Below are 26,062 nucleotides of genomic sequence, written 5' to 3'. Positions count from 1 at the left end.
ATCGCTTTTTTAGCAACTAAAATTACAGTTTTTTTAGAACAAATCATACTGATCTGGGGACTTATTTTTAGATAATTTAGACTTACCATTGAAAGAGATAATCCTTTCATATTGTTTGTCGGTAAATTGTAAAACACTTACTTTGCCACCCTCTGGTAGAGATGCCTCAACCCTATTGGCGAGAGTCTCTACTTGTCCAGTGCTGGAACAAAATCGCATGTATACAGAAAACTGAGCCATTTCAAAACCAATATCCAGCAGCCCATTTCTAAAATCAGATGCAGCTTTACGCTCACTCTTTTCAACTACTGGTAAATCAAACATCACAAATATCCACATGATTCGATAGCTTGATAACATGGTTAGGGTTCATCGTCGCCCATAAATTCCTCTATAGAAGGAAATATAGTGGGTAAGTAAAGCTTTTTTTCTTCGCCTAAATATATTTGCGCAAGTGATGTCGCGGCTTTTTGAATACAAACCGATAATGGAGAAATACCATCTTTCGTTTCAATATCTACAAACATTGTCAACACAATTTCTCTTTTGACGATAGCATTAATCTCCATCTTGCCTTTTTGACATAATTGCCAAACTTTAAAATCAATGACTGGCCTAAAGGGCTCCATTAAATCATCTACCAGCCTCATTGGATTGCTTTCATTGCTATGGTGAAGGCCAAGTGTAGGATGCAAGCCGGCAGCGACCACAGCACGCGCGGTCATAGCTCTTAATACTGTATATCCATAATTCAACATCGCATTAGCGCCTTGAGCCTCCTGATTTCGCCTAAAAGAAGGGCCAAATAAAAGAGTCCAGTAGCGCCTTGCACCCTGAGCCTCGATATTTTCAAAATCTCCAGATTTTACTTTTCCGACTAAGGATTTTAGGGGTGCAGAAGGTGAGCCGACCCGTTCTAAAACGGCGGCTTGCCAGGCTAATTTTGACTTAATAACATCAGCCCATAGCCTATCTCTAATCGGCTTACTAATTCTAATTTGCGCGTCAAAGCGTTTGGCTTGGTGATGATTTCCGTCCACAGAAAATAGCATCCCAACAACATTATGGTTTGACCCGCATAAAACAAATGGTGCTCCACGCTCAGCCAAAGCAACTAGCAAATTATTTGTGTAACTTAAGCCGTGTGCATTTGCAATTACTGCCCCAATATCATCTAAAGGGATCCGGCCTAATTCCCTTCGCTCGACACCTGTACTTTCAATAACCATGAATCCTCGTAACACCGAAAGGTATCGCTGGTCTTCGGCGATTTCAACGATTCGATTAAGCACAATCTGGCTCTAACGGAATTGGCTACTTACTTCACCAATCGGAGAAACGGTAATCTTATAACCTTCCGCAGTCTTCAATGAGCCAGCCATTTTAGAGATATAGCTAAAAGTATTTAATTTATCCCTGTTTCTGGCGTCAACATTAGCCTCTCGATGTAGCGCCAAGGAAATCTGTCCATTTCCCGCGATCTTTACTACACGCATTATCTTACTGATGCCATCGATTTTTATCCTTAAATAGTCATTCATCATCAAGCGCATTACCAGTGGCTTATCTGTTTGACTTAAGGTTGAGTGGCTTAATTTTTTTGCACCTTCCGCTTCGCCTAGTTTGCGAATCACTTGGTAGGCTTCATAAGTACTAATAACGTCTCCATGCCATTTGCCTGTCTCATCTCGGCATATTTCTAAACAATAATTGCTACCACCTACATAGCCTTTATATGGGGCAGGTTCTCCATTACTATCAAGGCCATGCCTATCTGGATTTTTAGTACTGCTAATTTCTACTAATTTTTTATTAGCAAATTCACGAATTCGATGATCGCTACCTTCTTCATGAATTCTTCTGGTGGCCACGCCATCGCTCCGAAGACCCCAAGCAGTCTCTTCATGCATAGCCCCCCGGTAACCGTGATCGGGTTTATGGCTAACAACAATGTTCGAGAGTCCTCTTTCAACATGCTCTCTATAGGTATCCCAAGGTAGAGGCATATTTTCGACAAGTCTATCCAACTGCATACTTCTTGCATTGGCACTGGCTTGCGAAAACCGTTGTAATAGACCTTGGTCAGTAACACCTATCACTGCGGCATCTAACGCATGGTGACGGTGGTCGTCACGGTTTTTAGAGCTATCGCTAGAGAGTAATTGGTTCAAGCCGAATGTTCCTCTAAGCAGGGCAGTCATTCTCCCTGGAATGGCTCTGACCCGGTTTGGTGGGCAAATAAGCGATAAGTACTCCTTAGCTATTTTGGATAAGTAAGCTGTATCGTTTAATGCTCTAGCTAGAAAATCCTTATCTTCTTTTAGCCAGCGCTGGTACCCATCTTCAGTAAAGCGCTTCCCCTTATTTTTAGACATGAGTGAAGCTCGATGCACTATTGACTCATAGTCATAACCTGGCTCTGTCTTAGCACCAAAAGCCTCATAGGGCGTATCGTTACCCTTAATTCGGTTGGCGCGACTGATACAGACTGTTTTATTATTTAGCGAATCATCCAATGTTCTCGAGTACGGCAGAATATGCTCAATCTCCACTTCGCTAGACAGTAGTTTTGAGATGTTTAATTGCTCGCCCGTGTATGGACAGCACCGATTAGTAACATCATGAGGGTTCAGCTCATACCAGAGTTGCATTTTTTGCGATAACTCTCTTCGCTTCGAGCGATCCAAATTATCGGGGTTTAGATTTAAAACGCCACACGCTTCGATAACTAATTTTTCATTAAAGTCTTGCCTGTCTTTTTGATCGCGCTCAATCTCTTTCTTCTTTTCTCGGCTGAGCTTTAAATCTCTGGTGACCTCAACGATTACTTCGCTCGGATGTCCATATCGCTTAATTAAGGCATTAACAACTTTACGAAGTTCATTTAACCCAATATGTACAGTTGGATTGGCAATTTTTCCAAAGCGCTCCTCATTATTGCGAGGGTTATCTTTGGCAAAAGCGACATGCCGACGCAATGGATCGCCGTAATATGGCAAAGACTCCATAATTTCACCGGTTGACTGGGAATGTGAAAGGGCGCTATGAGAGTCAAAGCCAGCTGCTACCACTGCCTTGTCATAAGTAACAACTTCGCCCATTAATTGAGGAAGGATTTTGTCTAGTGCAGCCTTACTAAGGCTTCCGTAGCCCTCGGGTAAAGAGGCATTAGCAATTCTTTCTGCTGTGGATTCGTCTAAAGTAAATTTATTCATTAACCAAGCGATAACTTTCTGTTCGCTAGGGTCGTTTAAAAGTCGGCTAACTATTGTATCCTGCTCTAAAAGATTCAATTCATGCCAAGAATCACCAAAAAGATCATCTTTTGACAAAATTGCCGTGGTGCTATTACCTTTTAGGAATTCCCGCTTGACATCTTCAAGGTTAAATGAAGATCCAGACGAAAGTTTAAGCGCCTTAGATATTCCTTTGAAGGTAACCCGGCTCTTTAGATTGAGTAATGAAACAATCTGATCTCTTTGTCCCTTACTTAACTCAGCCTCCGCCAACTGTTCAGACAGAATCCGGAGGTTGTTTACCTCTTGATAAATTCTAAATAACTGCGTGCTTGGTAAGGCGAGGGGAGCACGCTCTTCTTCAGGTATTAATGTGCAGCGGCCAGGTCTCACAGGCTTTAGATTGCGTTGGAATAGTAGTACATCCTTTAGTTCTAATCTTGCAGCTTCATTAAATAACATGGCATTGAATACTCTTTGTTTTTCCCAAAGGGTATCGAACTCATGCTCAATCATGGCGCGGTCAGCATAAAAGTCGTATGCCTTATCTTTTTGGGTTTTACCGCGCAATCTAGCTCTGACACTTAGCCCTTGTTCATGACGTTTAGCCAGCCATTCACCCAAAGTCTGGCATTGCTCTTCCTCTAATTTTTTACGTAATTTGATGATGGCCTGTTTAAGAGCGCCGCTATCATTATCTTTTTTGTCGGTCTTGCGATTACTTAAAAAGCCACGGCGCTGATTAAGATGGAAGAGGGCTCTGGCAAATTCACTGGCAGAAAGAGTCTCATACAACCCTTTTCTACGTAACAAATAGGGGTCTAAGGTCACACTAGCATGACGTTCTTCAGGAGATTTTGGAAAGAACCCATGTTTAATAAGTGAATCAATTAAGCGGGCTTTACGCTTTAGAAGTCGATCTCGTCTTCTACGCATTTGCCTTGCTTCACGTCTAGTAACTGCCAAGGAAGACCCGTCTTTAGGGTTTCTGCCATCAGAGAATATCCGAACACCCATTTTGATAATGGCTTGGGGTTGGTAATCTGGATTAATTTTTAGTAGGCACCAGCCAATCGAGCTGGTGCCGAGATCTAATGCCAGTCTATATCTTAATTTAGGTAGCATTTAGATCTCCAAAATATTTAAATAATTTATAAAATTTACAGAATATATATAAAGATAGACTACACTAAGAAGCTAGTAGATTGGGATATGTGCTTTGAACGCTAACAAGCCGAAAAATGCACCAAATGCAGAGCCGCCATGTGCGGCTCTTTTCTTTCCCCTATCGCCTTTCTATCCACCCAACCCCTTGCTTACACTCAGCGGGCGGAGCAAACAAAGGCTTCGTAGTAAAGAGAAGATTTGCTTACAAATACTTGAGCAGGAAAAGCAAAAGGATTTATTAGTTATCCATATTTTCAAATCATTCTTAACTAAGATCTTTATGTATGACACCCCTTGAATAAGGGGGTGTCAGATAATCTTATGTCAGTTTGAACTTTTACTAACGGCAAACATAGGCATCATCGTTTTATCGGGTTAATAAGGCATAGTATTAACAACATTGTCTAAAAAAATAGGATGCCACCTACGCATGCAAAGGACCTTATTTTGAAAAGATCACTTATTCCAACTTTTTTATTAGTGTTAATGGCGACAGGCTGCGCTACGAATATTTCATCTAAGGATGCTAAGCCGGTACCCAAAGATCGCTTATTGGCATACCAAATCCCTGACGAAAAACGAACCTATCCACTTAGCGTAACTAGGGATGAGGGATTTTTGGGGGGCGGTTGTTACTTGGAACTTTGGATAGAGAGCATCAAGGTTGCCCAATTCGACACGGGCGAAACTGCCACCTTCTATGTAGAGCCCTTCGTTCAAACCGCAGGCGTGAATTACGACCAAGAGGGAAAAGGGCTTTGCTCTCTCGCAATGAATCGCCCCTTTTATTATGAAATTGTCTCCGTCGGGCGCAAAACTAAACCCGCCTATCACATCGGAATAAGAGGGAACAGTCCAGCAATGGGCATGGGGAATTAGTGATACAACTCCATTGCTAATACCCCGTAAACGGCTGGAGCGAGTCTCACTTAAGTGGGTGCTTTTCAGATTGCCCTGCGGGGTCTTTAGTTTCCATCGCCAAAATGTCATTACCTTGTTATCAGTAGGTAGGTGACATAAGCAAATCCCGCGAAGCTAATCAACCCAAACACCCTCCAGCTTAATTCTCTGCGGTATGTCTTATCCTCAGATGGTAATTGATGATGTTCTTGAAGAGGCTCTACATGAGCAGATTGCTCAGAGCTTTGTTGGCTATCTAAGCGCTGTCGATAACTGATGCCTGTTCCTGGTATTCCGATATTCCCGGTAACTTTGTCACCGCGGATATTCAGTTTGGCGCCACGTGGTCCAACGCTAACGCTCGCACCAGTCTTACTCAGATTGATCGTGAGTCCCTTAAATAAGGTAATCCGTTTTTGAAAGCGTAATCCCATTGCTTGAGCCTTTATTTGATTTGGGACGGTTGGCTATTTGAGTGTAGAAAGTTTATTTACCCACCTTTTTATTTTGACTATCTGAGTTACGCTATTTCAGTCTAACCACTCGATGATCAATTCTATGAGCTTATTGCACTTGAGAAAATCAGGTATGTTTTCTAATATATTCACCATTTGGTGAATATAAAGGTGAATATAAAGAGAAAGCCCCGCAGGCGTTAACCTGTGGGGCTTATAGATACTGGTGGGTCGGGCGAGATTCGAACTCGCGACCAACGGATTAAAAGTCACGTGTTCAATCTATTCAGCATTGTTCATGATGATGCATCAAGTCATCTCAGCCTTTATCAAAAAGGCTTCAAAGCAAATCAAGTATTCACCCAGATGCATACGCAATCACGCAATTGCATGTACTTTGTTACCCACACGTTACCCACAGGAGAGATACATAATGAAAAGTAGAGAGTTTAGATTCACTAAAAATACTATTGACATGCTAGAGCCTGCCGCATTGGGTGGTCGGATTGAATACAGAGATACGGGTGTGAGGGGACTGTGTTTGCGAATAAACCAAAAGGGTCGGATAGTATTTTCTGTACACAAACGCGTTAAAAACGGTAGGACGCAACGAATTACTATCGGGGAATACCCAAGCACCACAGTTGAACAGGCCCGTAATAAGGCCTTAGAAATCGTTTCAATGCTTTCTAATGGGGTGAGTGTGGCTGAAGGCTTAAAAATTAAGCGATCGCAGATGACATTTGCCGATCTATTTGAGCTTTTTTATAAGGAACACTCCATTCCCAATAAGATCACGCATAGTTCAGATCGGCAGAAATACATCAAGTATTTGAAAGCCCCCCTTGGTAACAAGAAGCTTGCAGAAATAGACAGGGGTGACATTGGATCTATTCACTCCTCTATAACGGCAAGTGGTCATGGGGTTACGGCCAATAGAACCATTGCCTTAATCTCAGCAGTATTTAGCTGGGCAATCGATCGGGGTTATTACACCCTGAATCCTGCCTCTGGCATTAGAAAAAATAAAGAGAAGTCAAGAGAGAGGTACATTCTTCCCAATGAAATGGCAGCCTTTTTAAGTGCTACACAGTTGGAGGAAAACGTAATCATCAGGGACTATGTCCTCGTATCACTGTTTACTGGAGCAAGGCGTTCGAATGTTTTATCGATGCGCTGGTCAGACATAGACTTTTCGAATCGGTTATGGAATATCAAACGAACAAAGAATGGCATGTCTCAAACCATCCCGCTTACTCCAGAGGCTATCGGCATTCTCTCTCCTCGATCTACGAATCAATCATCAAACTATGTATTTCCTAGTGCTGGTAAGTATGGTCACCTAATGGAGCCAAAGAAGGGGTGGGTAAGAATAAAAATGAGAGCAAATTGCCTTAATGGTATGAGCTACTTAAAGTCTCGGAACCATCTTAGCCTTCAGGAGGAGGCGGTTTTGAATAGCATGCTAAAGGACAGTCCTAGTGCGGCCTATACAAAGCTATGTGATGTTAGTGAAAGGCTAAAAATTGATATCAACATTTGGAAAATGGAAGATCTGTGGATGCATGATCTAAGGAGAACTTATGGAAGTTGGCAGGCCATCAACGGAGTCTCACCTTTGATTATCGGGAAAAGCTTAAATCACCAAAGCCCTGCTTCAACACAGATTTATGCACGCATGGATATGGATCCTGTCAGGGTATCTACATCAGATGCAACCAAAGCAATGACAATGCAGACACCCCCCATAGGGACCAATCGGATGTATCACTAGGGGTATTAGGAACCAGTGCTAATAAACAACACGGGGAGGCATGAAGTTAAAAATATTTTTCGTTCACAGTGCAGCTTAAAACTTCTTAGATTAATTTAAAGCACTACAAAGCATCTTAGTGCTTCATAAGTTATATCTAAATGCTAAGTTGAAAGTATTTTATTGATGGACTAAATTCCTTTTCATAACTGAGATTCACGAAATTTCTTCGAGAGCCAATTACTCAGTTGTTCAAAGGAGATTTAATTGATTGATAACAACGTTGTACTCATAGACACAAAGCAAGCAGCAAAGATATTGGATGTATCTCCTCATACCCTTGATGTATGGAGGGCAACCAATAGATATCCATTACCCTTCATCAGAATCGGTCGTAAGATTAGATACCGCATGAGCGATCTATGTGAATTTATTGATCGCAATGTTTGCAATGCTGGGGGTTTAAATGGTTGAATCAATCATTAACCATCCTCATAAAAGCATAGCCCCTGTACTGTGTCTTGCAAGGCTAAAGGGTCCAACAAAAATTAAGATGGCTTCCATGCATAACCTTAGGGAAATTCCTGCAGAAAGAACTAAGATTGGCAAGATTGACCCCATGAGAACGCGAGAGAATCAAATTCTTGTAGGCCATGACACCTCTTCTGAAGTTAAGCTTGAGTATGATGCAGTCATCAAGTCAGCTAATCTACTCAGAAAGATTCGAAGAGATGCAGTTCTGGGAATCGAAGCCGTCTTTAGCTTACCTAATGGTCATAAACTCAATGAAGAAGAGTTTTTTAATAGTTGTATTGAGTGGTGCAGGAAGTATTTCGGAATTTACGTGTTAAGCGCAATTGTTCATAGAGATGAAGCTTGTCCCCATTGCCACATTATTCTTATTCCACTGGTCAATTCCAGCCTTCAAGGATCGAAACTTTATGGGAACCGCACAAAAATGAGGGCTATGCATGAACATTTCTATGAGAATGTTGGGGTCTTTTTTGGACTTACTAAGCCACGTCCTACAGTGCGTTATCCCTCGGAATATCGCATGAAGATAGCCACCGAAATTGTTGGCCTACTCTCTGTCAATGAGGAAAGTATGCGAGATAGTGCAGTTCAAAATGAACTTGTCCAGCTGGTATCAAGGGACCCTATGGATCTAGCTGAAATCATTGGTATCGTAACCCCAAGGCCAGTCATTAAGGATTACAAAACCTATGCTCTGTAGGTTTCATGTTCTTTTTACTTTTGTTAGTTGCTTAGCTGGGGTGCTTGCCGAGTAAATCTGTCACAGAGATTTCAAGTGCATCAGCAATCCTGCAAAGTACCTCTAGGGAGGGGTTGGCGATCCCCCTCTCAATCTGACTGGCATACGTCCTATCAATTCCACAGGCATCAGCAAATGCTTCCTGAGAAAGTCCAAGTCGCGTTCTCTCAGCCTTGGCAACAATAGCTATAAGCTTCTTTGACTGGGAGTAGGAGTTTCTCACCCCTCGAATATGGCGTTATGTGGATTGACAGTCCACGGAATATAGTCTACAAACATATAAAACTTAGAAGACTTGGTTACCTATGACTCCTTTAATTCATCTTTTTCTTGAGCAATTATTTCCTTCCTTATTAGTTTGGGTGTGCGTTTATTTGGCTCTTAAATTTCGTGGGAAAGCTCAGTTAAATTTGCTGCAAATTATTCTGTATGTAATTCTCATTGCATTTTTGTCCGCCATCACTAGGCTTTTATTTGGCTTAGGTTCTGGATCCAATCAGGAGGCAGCCATTAATGCAATAGTTCTCCCCTTGTTGTTTTCTTTTGGTATAGCAATTTTTGCAGTCAATAAACCCCAGCAATAAGTGCGTTGTTTGAATGAATCTATATTGTTATTGTGCGATGAGTTAGCGATGTTTTACCTTGTTTAATTAAGCATTTAGCTAGCTTTTTACAGGATAGAGATGGTTTAAAGAAATGATTAGACTAATTACATCTATTTACCTTGCGTGCTTATCGTTCATGGTTTGCTCTCAGGCTATGGCTGATTATGTTGCGGTCGACAAAATCTATGGTGTAGAGGAGGGCATGCTCTCTAGGACAAGGTTCGAAATTAAATGGGTACAAAATTCAAAGGGAGAGCGATGGGATTTGCCAACATCGTATAAGGATGTGACTGAGTATAAATATTATCCGAAGACGCAAGAGGCTGTATGCTACATACAGGTTAAATCTACACTAGGTGGTGTAGTAGGATTAGCAGTAGATAAGCTCTCGCTACCAACTTTTTATGGGGTAAAGCCAAAAACTAATAACCCGCCCCAGAAAATAGATCCCGAGTGGCTTGTGTTCTATTGTAGGAAACAATAAGAAATATCTCATGCAGAAGTTACCCCAATGTTACCCAGAGTAAAACCTACAAACAAAAAAGGCCTAGAAATTAATCTAAGCCCTTGTAATGCTTGGTGGGTCGGGCGAGATTCGAACTCGCGACCAACGGATTAAAAGTCCGCTGCTCTACCGACTGAGCTACCGACCCAGTAAAAAGAAGATTATAGCAAGAAGTTTATGGGCACTCCCGGGTCTGTAGGTGTCTGCCTTCAAGCCCTTGTACTTACAAGAGCGCTACGCGTTTGCGCGTCTAGCAACGGGTGGGTTTTTAGAGAAATAGTCCTTAATTCCCCTCATGATTGCTTCAGCAATGCGGTCTTGGTAAGCATCGTCATTGAGGCGTGCCTCTTCCTGAGGGTTGCTAATAAAGGCAGTCTCCACCAAGATGGATGGAATATCTGGAGCCCTGAGAACGGCAAAGCTGGCTTGCTCGACTTTTGCTTTGTGTAAGGGTGCAAATCCACTGATTTGTTTGAGGATGGAAGTGCCCACTTGAAGTGAGTCTTTGATTTGGGCAGTAGTCGACATGTCTAGTAATAGATTGGCTACTTGCTTGTCTTGAGTCTTGATATTGATTCCGCCAATCAAATCCGAAGAATTTTCTTTATTGGCCATCCAGCGTGCTGTCGTACTACTGGCACCCATCTGAGATAAAGCAAAGACCGAGGCACCCTTGGCTCTGGGTTCGATAAAAGCATCTGCATGAATCGACACAAACAAATCTGCTTGAACTCGACGTGCTTTTTGTACTCTGGTGTGAAGAGGAACAAAATAGTCACCATCTCTTGTCAGAAATGGTCGCATAAATGGATCGTTCTCAATCTTGTCGTGTAAACGCTTGGCAATAGAAAGCACGATATGCTTTTCTTTAGACCCCATCGCTCCTATAGCGCCGGGATCTTCTCCACCATGGCCTGCATCGATGGCAATGGTGATGAGGCGCCTCTGCTTCGCTTTTGTTGAAGCTTCTTTTACATCTGGGATGGCTTGCGCTACTGGTGCCCTGGGGGCATCCTTTTCTTTTTTTGTCGCGAACTGTGCAATTAGATCGATTTCTTCATTGGCTTTATCTAAGGCGCTTTCTTTGCGGGCACTACTCTTGACCAACTCCATCAAAGGATCTGGTGGCGTAGCGGGGTAGAGATCGAGCACCATCCGATATTGATACTCTGCAACGGGATCGAGTGTGAAAAGCTGCGGCTTTACGGGTTCCTTGAGATCAAATACTAGGCGCACCGTGCCAGGTTGAAACTGCCCCACTCGAATCTGTGACACATAGGGGTCATTCGACTTCACTTTAGCGACTAAGTCTTTTAATGTGGCATTGAGTTCCATGCCCTGAACATCGACAACCAAACGATCAGGATTAGTGAGGAGTTGCTGGGTAATCGGGAGTGCTTTATCGGATTCGAGGGTAATGCGTGTGTAGTCCTCGGCCGGCCAAATACGTACACCGAGAATCTTTGCTCCCCAAGCAATATCCATTTCAGAAAAGAAGAGGATGAAACCCAGCATCTTTGCCGAAGTCTGGAGATGTTTTCTTCTGGAGGAATTGATGGCGGTTTTACTCATCGCTATTGGGGCCGAAGACTCTCTAAGACTGCTACCCCATGATCAGAGATCGCTTTAAGCTCGATCTGCCTATCGCACTCCGCTTCACCAGCGATTAAATGAATTTCAATATCAAAAGCGGGGAGGGTACCTTCTGCTTTTTCTGGCCACTCCACTAAACAGAAGCCAGGCTCATCAAAATGCTCCACAAATCCTGCTTCTTGCCACTCCAGCGGATCCCTCATGCGGTAGAGGTCAAAGTGATGTGCTGTGATGCTGACTGCGCTATCTGGATGGTCAGTCTTTATTTGTATTGGGTAAAGCTCACATAAGCTGTAGGTCGGACTCTTGACCCTGCCGTCATATCCCAAGCCCTGAATGAGGTAACGTGCAAAGGTAGTCTTGCCGGCACCAAGATCACCTTCTAGGGAGATATTAAGATGGGCACCTGGGTTTGCTTGAAAAAAATGGCTCATGGTCATGGCAAGCTGTTGCGCCAAAGCAGTGGTGTCTGCTTCCTGCCTACAATGTTGAGTAAATGAATTCTGAGCCATTTGCCTAGTTTATTCAATTATTAAGCTACATTCTGTATTCTTGATTTCCTGATGACTTCTTCCCAAATACCCAGCTCCGTTGACTGCGCCCCCGTTGACTATGCCAATCTCCGTGAATGGCTGGATGAGCAGTCTCAAAAATTAGGTTTTGACGGCTTGCGCATTACCGACACGCATCTTGGCGTTGCAACTGAGCGTCTGAATGAGTGGCTGGCAGAGGGGCGGCATGGCCAAATGGAATACATGGCACGGCATGCTCAATTACGCTCGGATCCAAGCTTGCTAGTACCAGGTACTGTCAGGGTCATTTGCGTCACCATGAATTACCTCTCCCCGAAAATTGATTTTGATGATGAATGGCAACGTTTAGCTGATCCAACTCAGGCTGTAGTGTCGGTATATGCCCGTGGTCGTGACTATCACAAAGTCATGCGCAACCGTTTGCAAGAGTTTGCCCAAATGATCGAAAAGCAGATCGGCGCATTTGGCAACCGCGTGTTTACGGATTCTGCGCCCCTGATGGAGGTGGAGTTGGCGCGAAAGGCCGGATTGGGTTGGCGCGGCAAACATACTTTGTTGCTCAATCGAGAATCTGGATCCACCTTCTTTTTGGGCGAGATCTTAGTAGATGTTCCATTGCCAGTTGATCAAGAACAGGAGTCGCATTGCGGCACTTGCCAAGCTTGTATTGAGGTTTGTCCTACGCAAGCAATTACTGCACCGTACCAATTAGACGCCCGTCGCTGCATCTCCTATCTGACGATTGAGAATCCCGATGCTATTCCAGTGGAGTTTCGTAGAGCAATGGGTAATCGTGTGTATGGATGTGATGACTGCCAACTCATTTGCCCTTGGAATAAGTTTGCGCAACGTACAGCGTTGCCAGACTTTGCTGAACGTCATGGTCTCGGAAAGGCGAGTCTCTTGCAACTCTGGTCTTGGACGGAAGAACAATTTAATCAGCGTCATGAGGGTAGCGCCATTCGTCGGATTGGCTATAGTCGCTGGCGTCGCAATCTCGCTGTCGCTCTGGGTAACGCCTTGGCTAGCGGAGAAGAGCAGGACGCTATCCGTCATGCCCTCAGCGCAGCGCTGGAGAGTACAGACCCCTTAGTGACTGAGCATATTCAATGGGCTTTGGGTCAGTCAACATAGTCACAAGCTTTACAATCAAACTATGTCATCTTCCAACCAGCCTCGCATAGATCCTAGCGATCCTAGCGAAACCCCGCTAGAAGAGGCTGTTGTACAGCGCTTTAAAAACCCGCGTGATGCGTTTTGGTCCGGGATTCGAGATGCAGCTGGTGCACCTGCAGCGGTACTCTTTGCCGGCATGGTGGGTTTTGGAGCGATGGGTAAAACCAATGGCTTTGATGTGTGGTTTACCACCTCTACTTCATTTTTCATGTTCGCTTTACCAGGACAGGTCGTTCTCCTCGAGATGGCGATTACCGGCTCATCAGCGCTAGCAATCGCCTTAGCAGTGACCTTAACCTCTACACGCTTTATCACCATGACGGTGACACTCTTTCCGCAGCTGCATCAAAGTAATCGCAATCGCAGTCTCTATGCTTCGGTGCATTTGCTGGCCATGACTGCATGGGCGATTTCGATGCGAGAGTTTCATGCGATTGAAGCTAGACATCGCTTAAGTTATTTTGTAGGTCTAGGTTTGCTCTGCTGGTTGATTTCCGTTCCAGCAACGATCTTGGGTTTTTACTTGGCAGGGATGGTGCCGGCCGCAGTGACTTTGGGGCTGGTTTTTATTAATCCACTGTTCTTCTTGTTGACCTTTACAGAGGTGAAGCCTTGGATTAATCGAACTGCCCTATTGCTGGGTTGTATCTTTGGCCCGATCTTTTTCATCATTGATCGCGACACGAGCTTGTTAACCTCAGGTTTAGTAGCTGGAACCATTGCCTACTTGATTGATCGAAATTTCTTGCGTAAAAAAGCAGGAGTGCTTGGCTAATGGATGCCTTAAATCAGATGAGCAATTCTTTTTCCGGTTGGGGTCTTTGGATCGCTTTGGTTGGGGCTTGTTTAGGTACTTATTTCTGCCGTGCGATCGGGGTATTTCTCTCGCAGAGTATTAATCAAGAGAGCGAGATCTTTCGCTGGCTAGCTGCTGTAACTTACGCGATGGTAGCTGCACTCACAACACGCTTGATCGTCATGCCACTGGGTTTAATGGCAACCGTACCTCTATGGGTACGTATTCTAATTTGTGCTTTAGCGATTGGCGTGATGGTATCTAATCCCGCTAAAAGATTGGTCCCAGCCTTGCTGACTGGGACCTTACTTATGGTAGGTTACGGCGTTATTCGTTAATCAGTATTGATGCGCTGTCTTAGAGGTGGGCTGCCAAGATCTTGGCGATATGCACAGCTTCTCTTTGCGTTCCATCGGCAATCTGATGACGGCAACTAGTACCATCAGCAACGACCCAACTCTCTGGCGCTTTACGAATCGCGGGCAAGAGGCTAGCTTCCGCCATTTGCTTGGATACTTCAATGTGTTCCGACTCATAACCAAAGCTACCGGCCATGCCACAACAAGAAGACTCAATGAGTTTGGGCTCCGCATTCGGAATGAGTTTCAAGAGCTCAAGTGCTGGTGTCACAGCTGCAAATGCCTTTTGATGGCAGTGACCATGGAACAACACTGGGCGCGATGCCGTTTTCAATGTCAGCTTGAGCTTGCCTGCCTTAGCCTCACTGGCTAAAAATTCTTCTAAGAGCTGTGCATGCTTACTGACAGTCACTGCTCGCTCACCAAAGCCCATTACTAATGCTTCATCCTTTAAGGTGAAAAGACAAGAAGGCTCAAGACCAATGATCGGAATATTGTTCTCCGCAAAAGGGGCTAGATGGTTTACTAATTCATCTAGGCTTGCCTTGGCCTTGTCCACCATACCAGCTGCCAGATAAGTACGACCACAGCAAAATTCTTTAGAGCAGGTATTTGCATTGTCTGAACTGGCACTTGAATTTTTGGTCTTTTGGGGAATGTGAACACGATAGCCAGCAGCTGTTAAAACTTGAATAGCTGCACGTAAGTTTTCATCCTCAAAATAGGCATTAAAGGTATCGGCTAATAACACCACACCCTTATTGCCATTTGCATCTAATTTACTCAGTTCTGCGGGTGTAAATTGATAAGGCGCAATTGCACTTGGATTATTCCAAAAGGTCTTCGCTTTCCAGATTGGCAGACTTCTTTGTGCAGAAATCCCCATTAACCACTCTTGTAGTTTGGCAATCGGCGCAATGTGATTACGCAGATTAAGTAATGCAGGTAGCCCCGGAATACTGCTGATGATAGGGGCGTATTTCGGTAAGTAGGCAACAGCGAGATCACGCATTGTGTGACCAGTCCGCTTCTTATAAGCCGATAAGAACTCAATCTTCATCTTGGCCATGTCTACGCCAGTAGGACATTCGCGGCGGCAGGCTTTACAACTGACGCATAAATCCATCACTTCTTTAATGGCATCGCTACCAAGGGGTGAGCTCCCATCTTGGATATCCAATTGATTGGAAAGTGCGAGCCGTAAGGTGTTGGCGCGACCACGCGTGAGGTGTTTCTCATCACGAGTCAGGCGATAGCTAGGGCACATGACTCCGGCGTCAAACTTACGACAGTGACCATTGTTATTGCACATCTCTACCGCTTTGGAGAAACCCATTGCAGGATCACCACCAGTGCCAGGTGCGCTGGTTTCTTCGGTGACAGGGTTGTTCTGCACATTCCAAGCAGACCAATCTAAAGCAGGCTGCAGCGGAATGATTTTGTAGTTAGGTGGAAAGCGGAAATTGCTTGCATCATCCATCTTTGGTGGATTAACAATCTTTCCAGGATTAAATAATCCCTTGGGGTCAAAGGCATGCTTGATTTCTCCAAGCGCTTCGGTAATCTTGGGTCCAAATTGCCAGGAGATCCATTCACCTCGGCAAAGACCATCGCCATGTTCACCGCTATAGGCGCCTTTGTATTTGCGAACCAAGGCTGAAGCTTCCTCAGCTACTGCACGCATCTTCTGAGCGCCATCACGACGCATATCTAAAATAGGGCGGACATGCAAGGTTCCAACTGAGGCGTGCGCGTACCAGGTACCCCGTGATCCGTATTTAGAAAATACATCTGTCAATGCTTGGGTATATTCAGCAAGACTCTCTAAGGGCACTGCGCAGTCTTCAATAAAGCTGACTGGCTTACCATCCCCCTTGAGACTCATCATGATGTTGAGACCAGCTTTACGCACTTCCCATAAATTCTTTTGTAAGCCCGCATCCGGCATAGCAACCACTGAGCCTGGAAGTCCAAGGTCACCCATGAGGTTTTGCAAAGATTTTATTTTTTCGAGCAAGGGTGCATGTGACTCGCCAGAAAACTCGACTAGCAAAATCGCCCCAGGCGTTTGAGTACTTGCATCAATTAGTGCAGTTTCAATGGTTTTCTTGAAGCTGGGGTTGTGACGTGCTAAGTCAATCATAGTGCGATCCACTAACTCGACAGCAGTAGGTCCCAGCTTAACAATGTGCTGCGCGCTATCCATTGCTTTAAAGAAGCTGGAAAAGTTCACTACCCCAAGCACTTTGTGCTGCGGTAATGGCGCTAGCTTGAGTTCTAGGGATTTGAAATACGCTAATGTGCCTTCACTGCCTACTAAGAGGTGCGCTAAATTGACGCTACCATCTTGCGTATACGGCAGTTCGCTTTGTGGATGAAAGACATCGAGGTTGTATCCCGCAACCCGACGCATTACTTTGGGAAAGTGGGCCTCGATCTCAGGTTGGAGTTTGTCGGCAAGACCTTTAACAAAATCACCCAATTGTTTCGCAGTGCCGGAGCTATTGGCGTAGTTTCCAAATTGGGCTACTTGACCATTTGCTAGCCAAGCATCGATCCCTAAAACGTTGTGCACCATATTGCCGTAAGCAATAGAGCGACTTCCGCAGGAGTTATTACCAGCCATACCGCCAATGGTGGCTTGTCCACCGGTGGAAACGTCTACTGGGTACCAAAGGCCGTGTGGCTTGAGTGCTGCATTGAGATGATCGAGCACAATACCTGGCTCCACAATTGCTGTGGCCTTGGCTGGATCTGCATGCAAGAGCTTGCGAAAGTATTTGGTGTTGTCGATCACCAACGCTGTGCCAGTAGTTTGACCACATTGGCTAGTACCACCACCACGAGGTAAAACGGGAACACCTAGATCAGCAGCAATTTGAATAGCTGTCGCAATATCTTCGGCAGTTTTAGGTACCAAGACGGCAACAGGCATCGCTTGATAGATGGATGCATCGGTTGCATAGCGTCCGCGACTAGCGGTGTCGGTCATTACCTCGCCAGCAGTTTCTTGTTTGAGGCGCTTGGCTAACTCTGCCCTATTGGCAACGAATTCTGGCAATGGAAAATCAACTGGCTTATTCATGCTGCAACCTTCTCTGTAGATTCTGAGTCAACTAATTGAATAACAACATCCCGTTTATTCATGACATGCTGCATCATGACCTTGCGCATCCGTACGCTATCGCGTGCTTTTAATGCATCCAACATTTCTTGATGTTCCTCGACTGCTTTTTCCCACTTCACACCATCTTGATTGGAGCGAAAGCGCAGCGCTTCAATGCGCGCGTTGACTTGGCTAAATAATTGACTGAGAACAGGGTTGTTCGCTGCGTGATTAATCGCTTGATGAATCTTGAGGTTGAGTCGGTAGTAGCTAGATAAATCTCTGCGGGCATACGAGGCCATCATTTCGTATTGGAGTGCTTCGAGCTCGATGAGTGTTTGATCGCTGATATTTTGTGCTGCTAGCTCTCCGGAAAAGCCTTCTAAATTGGCGATTACATCAAAGGTGTGAATGATGTCGTCCCGAGTCAGCTGCACTGCAATGGCACCGCGGTTGGCGATCAACTCAACCAGTCCATCAGCAGCTAGGCGTTTAATAGCCTCACGAATGGGTGTGCGTGAGACGTTAAGCTGCTCCGCTAGCTCACGTTCATTGAGCTTGCTGCCAGGCGTAATGGCGCCCTCTACCAATAAAGCCCTGAGCTTCAGGAAGATAGCCTCGTGCAAGTTTTGCGTATTTGCTGGCGTTGTGAGCATCATGTGAAATGCCTTAAATTTGTATACATAATGACTATAAACCATCTACAAGCTTAAATAACGCTGTAAATGCCTTATTTTTTGATTATTTTATAAATATTTTGCATACAAAATTGTAAATCTCTAAAAAGTGACTTACACTGACCGGCAAGATTAACTACAAAAACCAAGCGAGACTCAGCATGCTAAAACTAGATAACCACCTTTCGGGGCGTCATTTTTTACACATTCCTGGCCCAAGTCCAGTGCCTCCACGCATTCTGAGGGCGATTAGCTATCAAACAATCGATCACCGTGGCCCTGAATTCGGCGCATTCGGTCTCAAGGTTTTGGATGGCATCAAGAAGATTTTCAAGACTGAGCAACCGGTGATTGTGTATTCCGCCTCTGGTACTGGCTCATGGGAAGGCGCTTTAGTGAACGTCCTTAATCCCGGTGACAAGGTTCTCTTTTATGAAACCGGTCAGTTTGCTAACTTGTGGGTTGCCTTAGGTAAGCGTCTTGGTTTAAATGTTGAGGTAGTAGGTAAGCCAGGACAAGACACTTGGCGTTGGGGTGTTGATGCATCTGTGATTGAAGAGCGTTTACGCAAAGACACTGGACATGAAATCAAGGCTGTCTGTGTGGTTCATAACGAAACCTCTACTGGTGTTACTTCGAATATTGCGGCGGTTCGTAAAGCGATTGACTCACTAAAGCACCCAGCGTTGCTCTTGGTTGATACGGTTTCTGGCTTAGGCTCTGCAGACTATGAGCATGACAAATGGGGCGCTGACGTGACTGTATCCGGCTCACAAAAAGGTTTGATGCTCCCCCCGGGTATTGGCTTTAATGCTGTATCGGCCAGAGCGATTGAAGTGAGTAAGACGAACAAGATGCCTAAAGCCTATTGGGCTTGGGATGAGATCTTGGAGTCCAACAAAACAGGTTACTGGCCTACAACCCCGAGCACGAATTTAATGTACGGATTACACGAGGCGCTCGACATGATGATGGCTGAGGGCCTGGACACGATCTTTGCGCGTCATCAACGTTTGGCAGCAGCTTGTCGTGAGGCAGTCAATGCATGGGGCTTAGAAATCCAATGTCAGGATAAGGATTGCTACTCACCAGTGCTGACTTGCATTGCTGTGCCAGAGGGCATGAACGCTGATGTACTGCGTAAGCATGCTCTCGAGAAGTTCAATTTATCCCTCGGTACAGGCCTTGGAAAAATCAAAGGCAAGGCTTTCCGTATTGGTCATTTAGGCGACTGTAATGAACTCAGCCTGATGGCTGCGCTCAGTGGCGTGGAGATGAGTTTGGGTGCTATGGGCTTTAAGCCCAAGGCAAGTGGCGTGGTTGCTGCCCAAGAATTTCTAAAATAATCAGTCAGTTGGGCGTAATTAGGGTAGAAAAAGGGTGTTAGCTGGTGAATCCACTGGTTAACACCCTTTATAATTCAAGTACTTATACAGATGGCAGTTTCGTCAAATAAAACATATTCGAGATAGAAAGATTCAACATGTTGGCAACTAAACCGTATTTAACTCAAGCTGATGTTCAAAAGATTTTGGATGCAGCGGATAAATATGCTGCAGCAAATAATTTCGCCGTCACCATTGCGGTTTGCGATGATGGTGGACATGTGATGGGTTTAATCCGTCGTGATGGTTGCGCTCCTTTGTCTACCTACATTGCACAAGAGAAGGCTCGGACTTCGGCGATGGGTAAACGCGAGACTCGTGTTTATGAAGAAATCATTAATAACGGCCGTCATGCTTTTTTATCTGCCCCACATGTGTCGGGCATGTTGGAAGGTGGCGTCAATATCGAGGTAAATGGGTTTACCATCGGCGCAGTCGGCGTTTCCGGCGTTAAATCAACCGAGGATGCTGAAACTGCTAAAGCCGGCATTGCGGCCATTCTGTAAGTTACTTTGATAAATACTGTTCCTGAAATAAACCTCCCCACCGGCGCTGCTGAGAGCAGCGCCCCCCCAGCAACAATTACTTTTGCTGACTTTGGCTTAGACCCTAAGATTCAAAAAGCGGTATCCGAGCAGGGTTACAACACCCCAACTCCGATTCAAGCCCAAGCTATTCCCCATGTTTTGGCTGGCAGCGATTTGATGGGTGCAGCACAAACTGGTACCGGTAAGACGGCCGCTTTTGTACTGCCCATCATTCAACAGATTTTGCGTCACGCTAGTAGCAGCGCTTCACCTGCGCGGCATCCCATTCGTGCCTTAGTCTTAACACCAACACGTGAGTTGGCTGTTCAGGTTGCTGAGAACGCAGCAAGCTACTCGAAGCACACGGATTTACGCGCTGCTGTGGTTTATGGTGGCGTGGATATGAAAGAGCAAGTGGCGACATTGCGTGGTGGCGTGGAGATCTTGATCGCTACCCCAGGACGTTTGCTCGATCACATTGGCTCCAAAGTGGCGAATCTCTCCCAAGTGGAAATCCTGGTCTTGGATGAAGCCGATCGTATGCTCGATATGGGTTTCTTGCCAGACTTACAGCGCATCATTGATTTAATTCCTGCGCAGCGCCAAACATTATTGTTCTCAGCAACGTTTTCTCCTGAGATTAAAAAATTAGCACAGAGTTATTTGCGTACACCAGTCACGGTAGAGGTGGCGCGTCAGAATGCAGCAGCTGATACCGTCAAACAAGTGATACACATGGTTGCCAGCGCTGATAAGCAGCGCGCGATTGTCAAGGTGCTTGAGGCACGTACTCGTCAAGGTTTATCACGTCAGTGCATTATTTTTACCAACAGCCGTTTAGGTTGCGCAAAATTATCTCGAGCGCTAGAGCGTGAGGGTATTAAAGCGGGCGCGATTCATGGCGACAAGAGTCAGGGCGAGCGTACGTTAACTTTGGATGCATTTAAGTCTGGTGCGATTGAAGCACTGGTGGCAACGGATGTGGCTGCACGTGGTCTCGATATTCCATCGATGCCTTGCGTGATTAATCATGAGTTACCTTACAACGCTGAAGACTTTATTCACCGTATTGGTCGTACTGGTCGTGCAGGTAGTAAGGGCGATGCGATTGCCTTAGTTGATGCCAGTGAAAAACGCTTACTCGATGACATCGAAAAGTTGATGAAGCGAAAGTTAGATGTTCAGCCTTTGCCTGAAGGCAATCCTAGCTCTAGTTCTAGCCCTAGCTCTAGCTCTGCATCAAGCAGAAGTGCGTCACGATACGAGGCGCCGGCAAAAATGTCAGACCCGTTTTTCTATAAGCCGTATGAGCCTAGTGCTGCACCTCAGCCGACCTCTGTCACTACTAACTCCGAAGAGAAAAAAGTCGGCATTACGCCTGCGAAGCCAGCCGTTGGCGCCTTACTCGGCGGCTTTAAGAAGAAGTAATTTTTCTATTCCAGGCTTGGGTGGCTGCTAAAAGCCACTCAGCAATGGAGATAGCTTTTCCATCGGGCAGATTGCTCAATCCTAAATGCACCGCTGCTTTACGTAATTCCTGTAAAGCCTGTTGTGCATTTTCAGTATGAATGGCTGTCGCTAAAGTTTGCTTACTGAGTTTTTCACCGTGCTCATCCAGTACAAGCGGCAGGTGCAAATAACTTGGAGTTAAATACCCCAGGATCTTTTGCAGATAAATTTGTCGCGCTGTATTGCTGAGTAAATCTTGTCCACGCACGACATGGGTAATTCCTTGCTCGGCATCATCCACCACGACAGCGAGTTGGTAGGTGAATACGTCATCCCGGCGGCGCAAGACAAAATCCCCCACCCCCTGGCTTAAGGCTTGATGCTGCTTTCCTAGCATGAGATCTTCAAACTCCATTACTAGATTCGGGGGGAGGGCAAGTCTCCATGCAGTCGCTGGCTTAGCAATTGCATCATTCGCCATCATTTGGCTGGGTCGGCAAGTGCCTGGATAGACCATTTCTTGATTGCGAGGGGTAATCACGCCGTGGGATCCAAGAGCGCTTGCAATGGTTTGTCGAGAGCAAGTGCAGGGATAGATGGTTTGGAGCGCATTTAAGCGCTCCAGAGCGTTTTGGTAGTGTTCCCGACGCTGGGATTGCCAGCTTGGCTCCTCGTCCCAAGAGAGGCCGCAGGTAAGCAACTGGCGCAGGATTTCTTGATCGGCCCCCGGAATACAGCGGGGGGTATCTAAATCCTCGATCCTGAGCAGCCATTTCCCTTGATTTTGACGGGCATCTAGCCAGCTTCCGAGGGCGGCAACCAACGATCCCGCATGCAGCGGACCTGTAGGTGAGGGGGCAAATCGCCCGCGATAGCCGTCGGCTGGGGGTGAGGGGTTTTTGAGGTTCGGCACAGCTAAAATGATCTCATGGCTTCACCCCATTTTGTTCATCTACGCGTCCATTCCGAGTTTTCCATTACGGATGGCGTCGTTCGCATTGACGATGCGGTAGCTGCTGCCGAAAAAGACGGTATGGGCGCTTTGGCCCTGACAGATTTAAGTAATCTATTTGGCTTAGTCCGTTTTTATACTGCTGCTCGCTCTAGCGGTATTAAACCGATTGCTGGGGCTGATGTGTGGATTAGCAATCCTCAAGATCCTGATCAACCCCACCGTTTATTGCTTTTGGTTCAAAACCATTCTGGCTACCTCAATCTTTGCCAGTTGTTAAGCAAGGCCTCCCTAGAGAATCAGTCGCGTGGTCGCGCCGAGATCAATCCCAAGTGGTTTAATGAGCCTGCCTCTAAGGCGGAAGATAAAGCAGCAAAAAGAACACTGTCATTTGGTTTAATCGCACTTTCAGGCGGACGCTGGGGTGATGTTGGTACCGCGCTCTTAGCTGATCAAGAAGTTCAAGCCAAAGCTGCCGCTCAACATTGGGCAAAGCTATTTCCCAATGCGTTCTTTATTGAAGTTCAGCGTGGCGGCCATCCTCAGGATGAAAAACACCTACAGCTTGCTTGTCACCTTGCTAGTGAATTAGATTTACCCATCGTGGCTACGCATCCTGTGCAGTTCATGCAGAGAAGTGATTTCACAGCACATGAGGCGCGGGTCTGTATTGCCGAGGGTGAGTTGCTAGGTAACCCTCGCCGTACTCGGAAATTTAGTGAAGAGCAATATTTTCTCTCTCAAGCGGAGATGGAAAAGCGCTTTGCGGATTTACCAGTTGCGCTGGCAAACTCAGTAGAAATTGCTAAACGCTGCAATCTCTCTCTGACTTTGGGTCAGCCACGCTTACCGGATTTTCCGACACCGCCCGGCATCACGCTCGATGATTATTTATTGCAGCAATCGGAAGTGGGTTTGAAGCGCCATATGGAGCGCAATTTCCCAGATCCAGAAGAACGCGCCAAAGAGGAGACCCGCTACCGCGAGCGCCTCGTCTTTGAAGTGAAGACGATTGCGCAGATGGGATTCCCAGGCTACTTCTTAATTGTTGCGGACTTTATTAACTGGGCGAAAAATAATGGTGTGCCGGTTGGCCCAGGTCGTGGATCTGGTGCGGGATCCTTAGTTGCATACTCACTAGGTATTACTGATCTTGATCCACTGCGCTACAACTTACTCTTCGAGCGCTTCCTCAATCCAGAGCGGGTATCCATGCCCGACTTCGATATCGATTTCTGTCAGCATGGGCGCGATCGCGTCATTCAGTATGTAAAAGATAAGTACGGCAAAGATGCGGTTAGTCAAATCGCCACCTTTGGAACGATGGCGGCAAGAGCAGCCATTCGTGACGTAGGTCGCGTACTGGAGCAGGGCTACAACTTCGTAGATGGGATTGCCAAGTTAATTCCCAATAAGCCGGGCCAGTACATGACTATTGAAATGGCGAAGAAGGAAGAGAAGCAATTAGGTGAGCGCGAAAAGAATGAGGATGAGGTGCGCCAGCTTCTATCCCTAGCTCAGCAGTTAGAAGGTATGACTCGTAACGTCGGTATGCATGCGGGTGGTGTATTAATCGCTCCTGGCCGTTTAACGGATTTTTGCCCGCTCTATACACAGGAAGCAAAAGACTCCAAAGAGCAGGAGAGTGGTTCGGTCATCAGCCAGTTTGACAAAGATGACGTCGAGGCGATAGGCCTTGTTAAATTCGACTTCTTGGGTCTAACGACCCTCACTATTTTGGCAGCTGCTGAGAAGTGGATCAAGACACTCCATGCGGATCGAAAAGATTGGAATATTGGCGAGATAGCGCTTGATGACGAGAAGGCATTTGAGGTTTTAAAGAATGCCAATACCGTTGCCGTCTTCCAGTTGGAGAGTCGCGGTATGCAAGGCATGCTGCGTGAAGCAAAGCCTGACCGCTTCGAAGACATTATTGCGCTGGTAGCACTCTATCGCCCAGGCCCAATGGATTTGATCCCTGACTTTATTGAGCGTAAGCATGGACGTCAAAAAGTAGAGTATCCAGATCCCCGTATTGAGCCTGTTCTCCAAGAAACCTACGGCATCATGGTCTATCAAGAGCAGGTCATGCAGATGGCGCAGATGATCGGCGGCTACTCTTTAGGTGGCGCCGATATGTTGCGCCGTGCGATGGGTAAGAAGAAACCTGAAGAGATGGCGCAGCATCGCAAGATCTTTAGTGATGGCGCAAAAGCCGGTGGTATTACCGAAGGTAAGGCCAATGAGATCTATGACTTGATGGAGCGTTTTGCCGGCTACGGATTTAACAAATCCCACGCTGCAGCCTATGCACTCTTGGCATATCAAACCGCTTGGTTAAAGGCGAACTATCCAGCTGAATTTATGGCGGCCAACTTATCACTGGCAATGGATGACACCGATAAGGTGAAGATTTTGTATGACGATTGTTTGGCCAATCAGATTCGGGTGTTCTCACCCGACATTAATACTGGTGTGTATGTATTTACGCCGTTGCGTGCGCCTGATGCTGCGCCTGACTCACCGATCAGTCACATTCGTTATGGTTTGGGTGCTGTCAGGGGTACTGGCGAAGCGGCGATTGAGATCATCGTAAAAGCGCGTGAGGCTGGTGGCCCATTTAAGGATTTATTTGATTTCTGTGCGCGAGTCGATCGTAGGCAAGTCAATCGTCGTGCGATTGAGGCTTTGATGCGTGCCGGTGCCTTCGATAGTCTATACAAAGACCTCATTGCTGCCGGCGGTAATCCTTACGATATTCGATCCACTTTATTGGCTTCGCTTGCCCGTGCAATTGAGGCGGCAGAACAAGCTGAAGCCTCAATCAATCAGGTGAGTTTGTTTGAAGTAGCAGGTGAAGAGGATCGTCATTTACCTGAGTTAGTTCGCGAGCTACCCTGGTCAGAAAAGAAGCGTCTTCAGGATGAGAAAAATGCTCTTGGGCTTTGTTTAACTGGACATATGTTCGATGCTTACCGCGACGAGACAGCGCATTTCATACGTCAGCCATTAGCGAAGGTGACCGAGGGTAAGGACCAGCTCATCGCCGGCATTATTACTTCTGCGCGGATGCTCACAGGTCAGCGTGGCCGCATGATGATTGCCACCATTGATGATGGTACTGCTGCAATTGAAGTAACCCTTTACAGCGAAGTCTATGAACCTAATCGCTCTTGGCTGAAAGAGGATGAGCTATTAGTTGCCAAAGTCAACATTACGCCAGATAAGTTTTCTGGTGGGGTGCGTATCGTGTCTGAGGCAGTGATGGATATCACTGGCGCGAGAATGCGTTTTGCCCGCAATATTCATCTCAGTATTGATTCAGCCACTGACCTCAAATCCTTGCGTAGCCAAATCGGTCCTTATCTCATGAGCAATCGCGTGCGGGATCCCAGGTTAGGACCTGCAGCCGCAACGATGCCAGGTGGCAATGAGGGTATGAAGGGTTTAATGTTGACTGCCAACGTCACTACGAGTGGTGGCGCTTGCCTGATGCAGTTCCCAGAAGAATTGCGCATTTATCCTGATGACGCTTGTCTACACAGCCTGAATCAAATCCTAGCTACAAAACAATCTAATACTGTTCAGGTTCAATACCAGTAAATTAGTATCACC

General features: G+C 45.9%; 22 protein-coding genes and 1 tRNA gene. 12 read left to right on the top strand and 11 right to left on the bottom strand.

What is annotated here, in order from left to right; genetic code table 11:
* Nucleotides 1-33: 33 nt before the first annotated feature.
* The 3 genes from cas2 to cas9 all read right to left on the bottom strand — a co-directional run bounded on the left by cas2 (nucleotide 34) and on the right by cas9 (nucleotide 4,361).
* On the bottom strand, nucleotides 34-324 hold the full coding sequence (gene cas2 / locus DN92_RS02870) for a CRISPR-associated endonuclease Cas2 (RefSeq protein WP_254598326.1): 291 nt from the start codon (nucleotides 322-324) through the stop codon (nucleotides 34-36).
* Between the two features lie 38 nt (nucleotides 325-362).
* Nucleotides 363-1,229, bottom strand: a complete 867-nt coding sequence (cas1, locus tag DN92_RS02865) for a type II CRISPR-associated endonuclease Cas1 (RefSeq protein ID WP_254598325.1) — start codon at nucleotides 1,227-1,229, stop codon at nucleotides 363-365.
* Nucleotides 1,230-1,301: 72 nt separating this feature from the next.
* A complete protein-coding gene (gene cas9 / locus DN92_RS02860) occupies nucleotides 1,302-4,361 on the bottom strand; it encodes a type II CRISPR RNA-guided endonuclease Cas9 (RefSeq protein ID WP_173959832.1) in 3,060 nt (1,019 codons plus the stop codon).
* 489 nt (nucleotides 4,362-4,850) lie between these two features.
* Here cas9 and DN92_RS02855 point away from each other — a divergent pair, with 489 nt between their 5' ends.
* Nucleotides 4,851-5,282 (top strand): hypothetical protein, encoded by a 432-nt coding sequence (locus DN92_RS02855; RefSeq protein WP_173959831.1) that lies wholly within the window; start codon nucleotides 4,851-4,853, stop codon nucleotides 5,280-5,282.
* A 110-nt stretch (nucleotides 5,283-5,392) separates the two neighbouring features.
* Here DN92_RS02855 and DN92_RS02850 read toward each other — a convergent pair whose 3' ends face one another.
* Entirely contained in the window at nucleotides 5,393-5,737 is a 345-nt protein-coding gene (locus tag DN92_RS02850; RefSeq protein WP_173959830.1) for a DUF4236 domain-containing protein, read from the bottom strand.
* A gap of 496 nt (nucleotides 5,738-6,233) precedes the next feature.
* Here DN92_RS02850 and DN92_RS02845 point away from each other — a divergent pair, with 496 nt between their 5' ends.
* The 3 genes from DN92_RS02845 (at nucleotide 6,234) to DN92_RS02835 (ending at nucleotide 8,745) form a co-directional block, all read left to right on the top strand.
* Entirely contained in the window at nucleotides 6,234-7,532 is a 1,299-nt protein-coding gene (locus DN92_RS02845; RefSeq protein ID WP_173959829.1) for a tyrosine-type recombinase/integrase, read from the top strand.
* A 246-nt stretch (nucleotides 7,533-7,778) separates the two neighbouring features.
* The gene (locus tag DN92_RS02840; protein WP_254598324.1) at nucleotides 7,779-7,985 is read left to right on the top strand and encodes a helix-turn-helix domain-containing protein; all 207 of its coding nucleotides are present in this window, start codon (nucleotides 7,779-7,781) and stop codon (nucleotides 7,983-7,985) included.
* Between the two features lie 88 nt (nucleotides 7,986-8,073).
* The gene (locus DN92_RS02835; RefSeq protein ID WP_173959828.1) at nucleotides 8,074-8,745 is read left to right on the top strand and encodes a plasmid recombination protein; all 672 of its coding nucleotides are present in this window, start codon (nucleotides 8,074-8,076) and stop codon (nucleotides 8,743-8,745) included.
* A gap of 31 nt (nucleotides 8,746-8,776) precedes the next feature.
* Here DN92_RS02835 and DN92_RS02830 read toward each other — a convergent pair whose 3' ends face one another.
* On the bottom strand, nucleotides 8,777-9,007 hold the full coding sequence (locus DN92_RS02830) for a helix-turn-helix domain-containing protein (RefSeq protein ID WP_173959827.1): 231 nt from the start codon (nucleotides 9,005-9,007) through the stop codon (nucleotides 8,777-8,779).
* A gap of 82 nt (nucleotides 9,008-9,089) precedes the next feature.
* On the opposite strand from DN92_RS02830, the gene DN92_RS02825 reads away from it, so the two are divergent.
* Complete coding sequence (locus DN92_RS02825) at nucleotides 9,090-9,368, top strand: hypothetical protein (RefSeq protein ID WP_173959826.1); 279 nt, start codon at nucleotides 9,090-9,092, stop codon at nucleotides 9,366-9,368.
* Between the two features lie 598 nt (nucleotides 9,369-9,966).
* Here the strand turns inward: DN92_RS02825 and DN92_RS02820 are convergent.
* The 3 genes from DN92_RS02820 to tsaE all read right to left on the bottom strand — a co-directional run bounded on the left by DN92_RS02820 (nucleotide 9,967) and on the right by tsaE (nucleotide 11,999).
* Nucleotides 9,967-10,042: transfer RNA gene (locus DN92_RS02820), tRNA-Lys, on the bottom strand.
* 86 nt (nucleotides 10,043-10,128) lie between these two features.
* Nucleotides 10,129-11,466: an N-acetylmuramoyl-L-alanine amidase gene (locus DN92_RS02815; RefSeq protein WP_173959825.1), complete on the bottom strand. Its 1,338-nt coding sequence runs from the start codon at nucleotides 11,464-11,466 to the stop codon at nucleotides 10,129-10,131.
* Nucleotides 11,467-11,468: 2 nt separating this feature from the next.
* Complete coding sequence (tsaE, locus tag DN92_RS02810) at nucleotides 11,469-11,999, bottom strand: tRNA (adenosine(37)-N6)-threonylcarbamoyltransferase complex ATPase subunit type 1 TsaE (protein ID WP_173959824.1); 531 nt, start codon at nucleotides 11,997-11,999, stop codon at nucleotides 11,469-11,471.
* Nucleotides 12,000-12,050: 51 nt separating this feature from the next.
* On the opposite strand from tsaE, the gene queG reads away from it, so the two are divergent.
* The 3 genes from queG to DN92_RS02795 are packed head-to-tail and all read left to right on the top strand — an operon-like array spanning nucleotide 12,051 to nucleotide 14,330.
* Nucleotides 12,051-13,154: a tRNA epoxyqueuosine(34) reductase QueG gene (gene queG / locus DN92_RS02805; RefSeq protein WP_173959823.1), complete on the top strand. Its 1,104-nt coding sequence runs from the start codon at nucleotides 12,051-12,053 to the stop codon at nucleotides 13,152-13,154.
* 22 nt (nucleotides 13,155-13,176) lie between these two features.
* Nucleotides 13,177-13,971, top strand: a complete 795-nt coding sequence (locus tag DN92_RS02800; RefSeq protein WP_173959822.1) for an AzlC family ABC transporter permease — start codon at nucleotides 13,177-13,179, stop codon at nucleotides 13,969-13,971.
* Entirely contained in the window at nucleotides 13,971-14,330 is a 360-nt protein-coding gene (locus tag DN92_RS02795; protein WP_173959821.1) for an AzlD domain-containing protein, read from the top strand. Before DN92_RS02800 ends, DN92_RS02795 begins: the two co-directional genes overlap by 1 nt.
* A gap of 19 nt (nucleotides 14,331-14,349) precedes the next feature.
* Here DN92_RS02795 and DN92_RS02790 read toward each other — a convergent pair whose 3' ends face one another.
* Both DN92_RS02790 and DN92_RS02785 read right to left on the bottom strand, forming a co-directional pair.
* The gene (locus DN92_RS02790) at nucleotides 14,350-17,436 is read right to left on the bottom strand and encodes an FAD-binding and (Fe-S)-binding domain-containing protein (RefSeq protein ID WP_173959820.1); all 3,087 of its coding nucleotides are present in this window, start codon (nucleotides 17,434-17,436) and stop codon (nucleotides 14,350-14,352) included.
* Nucleotides 17,433-18,116 (bottom strand): GntR family transcriptional regulator, encoded by a 684-nt coding sequence (locus DN92_RS02785; RefSeq protein WP_173959819.1) that lies wholly within the window; start codon nucleotides 18,114-18,116, stop codon nucleotides 17,433-17,435. The genes DN92_RS02790 and DN92_RS02785 overlap by 4 nt, the downstream gene beginning before the upstream one ends.
* Before the next feature lie 179 nt (nucleotides 18,117-18,295).
* On the opposite strand from DN92_RS02785, the gene DN92_RS02780 reads away from it, so the two are divergent.
* The 3 genes from DN92_RS02780 (at nucleotide 18,296) to DN92_RS02770 (ending at nucleotide 21,474) form a co-directional block, all read left to right on the top strand.
* Nucleotides 18,296-19,480 carry a pyridoxal-phosphate-dependent aminotransferase family protein gene (locus DN92_RS02780; protein ID WP_173959818.1) on the top strand — a complete coding sequence of 395 codons (1,185 nt, stop codon included), beginning with the start codon at nucleotides 18,296-18,298 and terminating at the stop codon, nucleotides 19,478-19,480.
* A gap of 140 nt (nucleotides 19,481-19,620) precedes the next feature.
* Nucleotides 19,621-20,025 (top strand): GlcG/HbpS family heme-binding protein, encoded by a 405-nt coding sequence (locus DN92_RS02775; RefSeq protein ID WP_173961234.1) that lies wholly within the window; start codon nucleotides 19,621-19,623, stop codon nucleotides 20,023-20,025.
* Nucleotides 20,026-20,031: 6 nt separating this feature from the next.
* The gene (locus DN92_RS02770) at nucleotides 20,032-21,474 is read left to right on the top strand and encodes a DEAD/DEAH box helicase (RefSeq protein ID WP_173959817.1); all 1,443 of its coding nucleotides are present in this window, start codon (nucleotides 20,032-20,034) and stop codon (nucleotides 21,472-21,474) included.
* On the opposite strand, the gene gluQRS is transcribed toward DN92_RS02770, so the two are convergent.
* Entirely contained in the window at nucleotides 21,461-22,408 is a 948-nt protein-coding gene (gene gluQRS, locus DN92_RS02765) for a tRNA glutamyl-Q(34) synthetase GluQRS (RefSeq protein ID WP_173959816.1), read from the bottom strand. The genes DN92_RS02770 and gluQRS overlap by 14 nt on opposite strands.
* A 15-nt stretch (nucleotides 22,409-22,423) precedes the next feature.
* On the opposite strand from gluQRS, the gene dnaE reads away from it, so the two are divergent.
* Nucleotides 22,424-26,050, top strand: a complete 3,627-nt coding sequence (dnaE, locus tag DN92_RS02760; RefSeq protein WP_173959815.1) for a DNA polymerase III subunit alpha — start codon at nucleotides 22,424-22,426, stop codon at nucleotides 26,048-26,050.
* Nucleotides 26,051-26,062: the final 12 nt, after the last annotated feature.

Source organism: Polynucleobacter arcticus (assembly GCF_013307205.1).
GTDB classification, from domain to species: Bacteria; Pseudomonadota; Gammaproteobacteria; order Burkholderiales; family Burkholderiaceae; genus Polynucleobacter; species Polynucleobacter arcticus.
Note: the sequence above shows the minus strand (reverse complement) of the source record. Positions and strands in the feature narration are given on the sequence as shown.

Excerpts from the sequence above, each read along its gene's own strand:
- cas2 (WP_254598326.1), bottom strand. The coding sequence starts at position 324 with ATGTTTGATTTACCAGTAGTTGAAAAGAGTGAGCGTAAAGCTGCATCT.
- cas1 (WP_254598325.1), bottom strand. The coding sequence starts at position 1,229 with ATGGTTATTGAAAGTACAGGTGTCGAGCGAAGGGAATTAGGCCGGATC.
- cas9 (WP_173959832.1), bottom strand. The coding sequence starts at position 4,361 with ATGCTACCTAAATTAAGATATAGACTGGCATTAGATCTCGGCACCAGC.
- DN92_RS02850 (WP_173959830.1), bottom strand. The coding sequence starts at position 5,737 with ATGGGATTACGCTTTCAAAAACGGATTACCTTATTTAAGGGACTCACG.
- DN92_RS02845 (WP_173959829.1), top strand. The coding sequence starts at position 6,234 with ATGCTAGAGCCTGCCGCATTGGGTGGTCGGATTGAATACAGAGATACG.
- DN92_RS02835 (WP_173959828.1), top strand. The coding sequence starts at position 8,074 with ATGCATAACCTTAGGGAAATTCCTGCAGAAAGAACTAAGATTGGCAAG.
- DN92_RS02825 (WP_173959826.1), top strand. The coding sequence starts at position 9,090 with ATGACTCCTTTAATTCATCTTTTTCTTGAGCAATTATTTCCTTCCTTA.
- DN92_RS02815 (WP_173959825.1), bottom strand. The coding sequence starts at position 11,466 with ATGAGTAAAACCGCCATCAATTCCTCCAGAAGAAAACATCTCCAGACT.
- tsaE (WP_173959824.1), bottom strand. The coding sequence starts at position 11,999 with ATGGCTCAGAATTCATTTACTCAACATTGTAGGCAGGAAGCAGACACC.
- queG (WP_173959823.1), top strand. The coding sequence starts at position 12,051 with ATGACTTCTTCCCAAATACCCAGCTCCGTTGACTGCGCCCCCGTTGAC.
- DN92_RS02800 (WP_173959822.1), top strand. The coding sequence starts at position 13,177 with ATGTCATCTTCCAACCAGCCTCGCATAGATCCTAGCGATCCTAGCGAA.
- DN92_RS02795 (WP_173959821.1), top strand. The coding sequence starts at position 13,971 with ATGGATGCCTTAAATCAGATGAGCAATTCTTTTTCCGGTTGGGGTCTT.
- DN92_RS02790 (WP_173959820.1), bottom strand. The coding sequence starts at position 17,436 with ATGAATAAGCCAGTTGATTTTCCATTGCCAGAATTCGTTGCCAATAGG.
- DN92_RS02785 (WP_173959819.1), bottom strand. The coding sequence starts at position 18,116 with ATGATGCTCACAACGCCAGCAAATACGCAAAACTTGCACGAGGCTATC.
- DN92_RS02780 (WP_173959818.1), top strand. The coding sequence starts at position 18,296 with ATGCTAAAACTAGATAACCACCTTTCGGGGCGTCATTTTTTACACATT.
- dnaE (WP_173959815.1), top strand. The coding sequence starts at position 22,424 with ATGGCTTCACCCCATTTTGTTCATCTACGCGTCCATTCCGAGTTTTCC.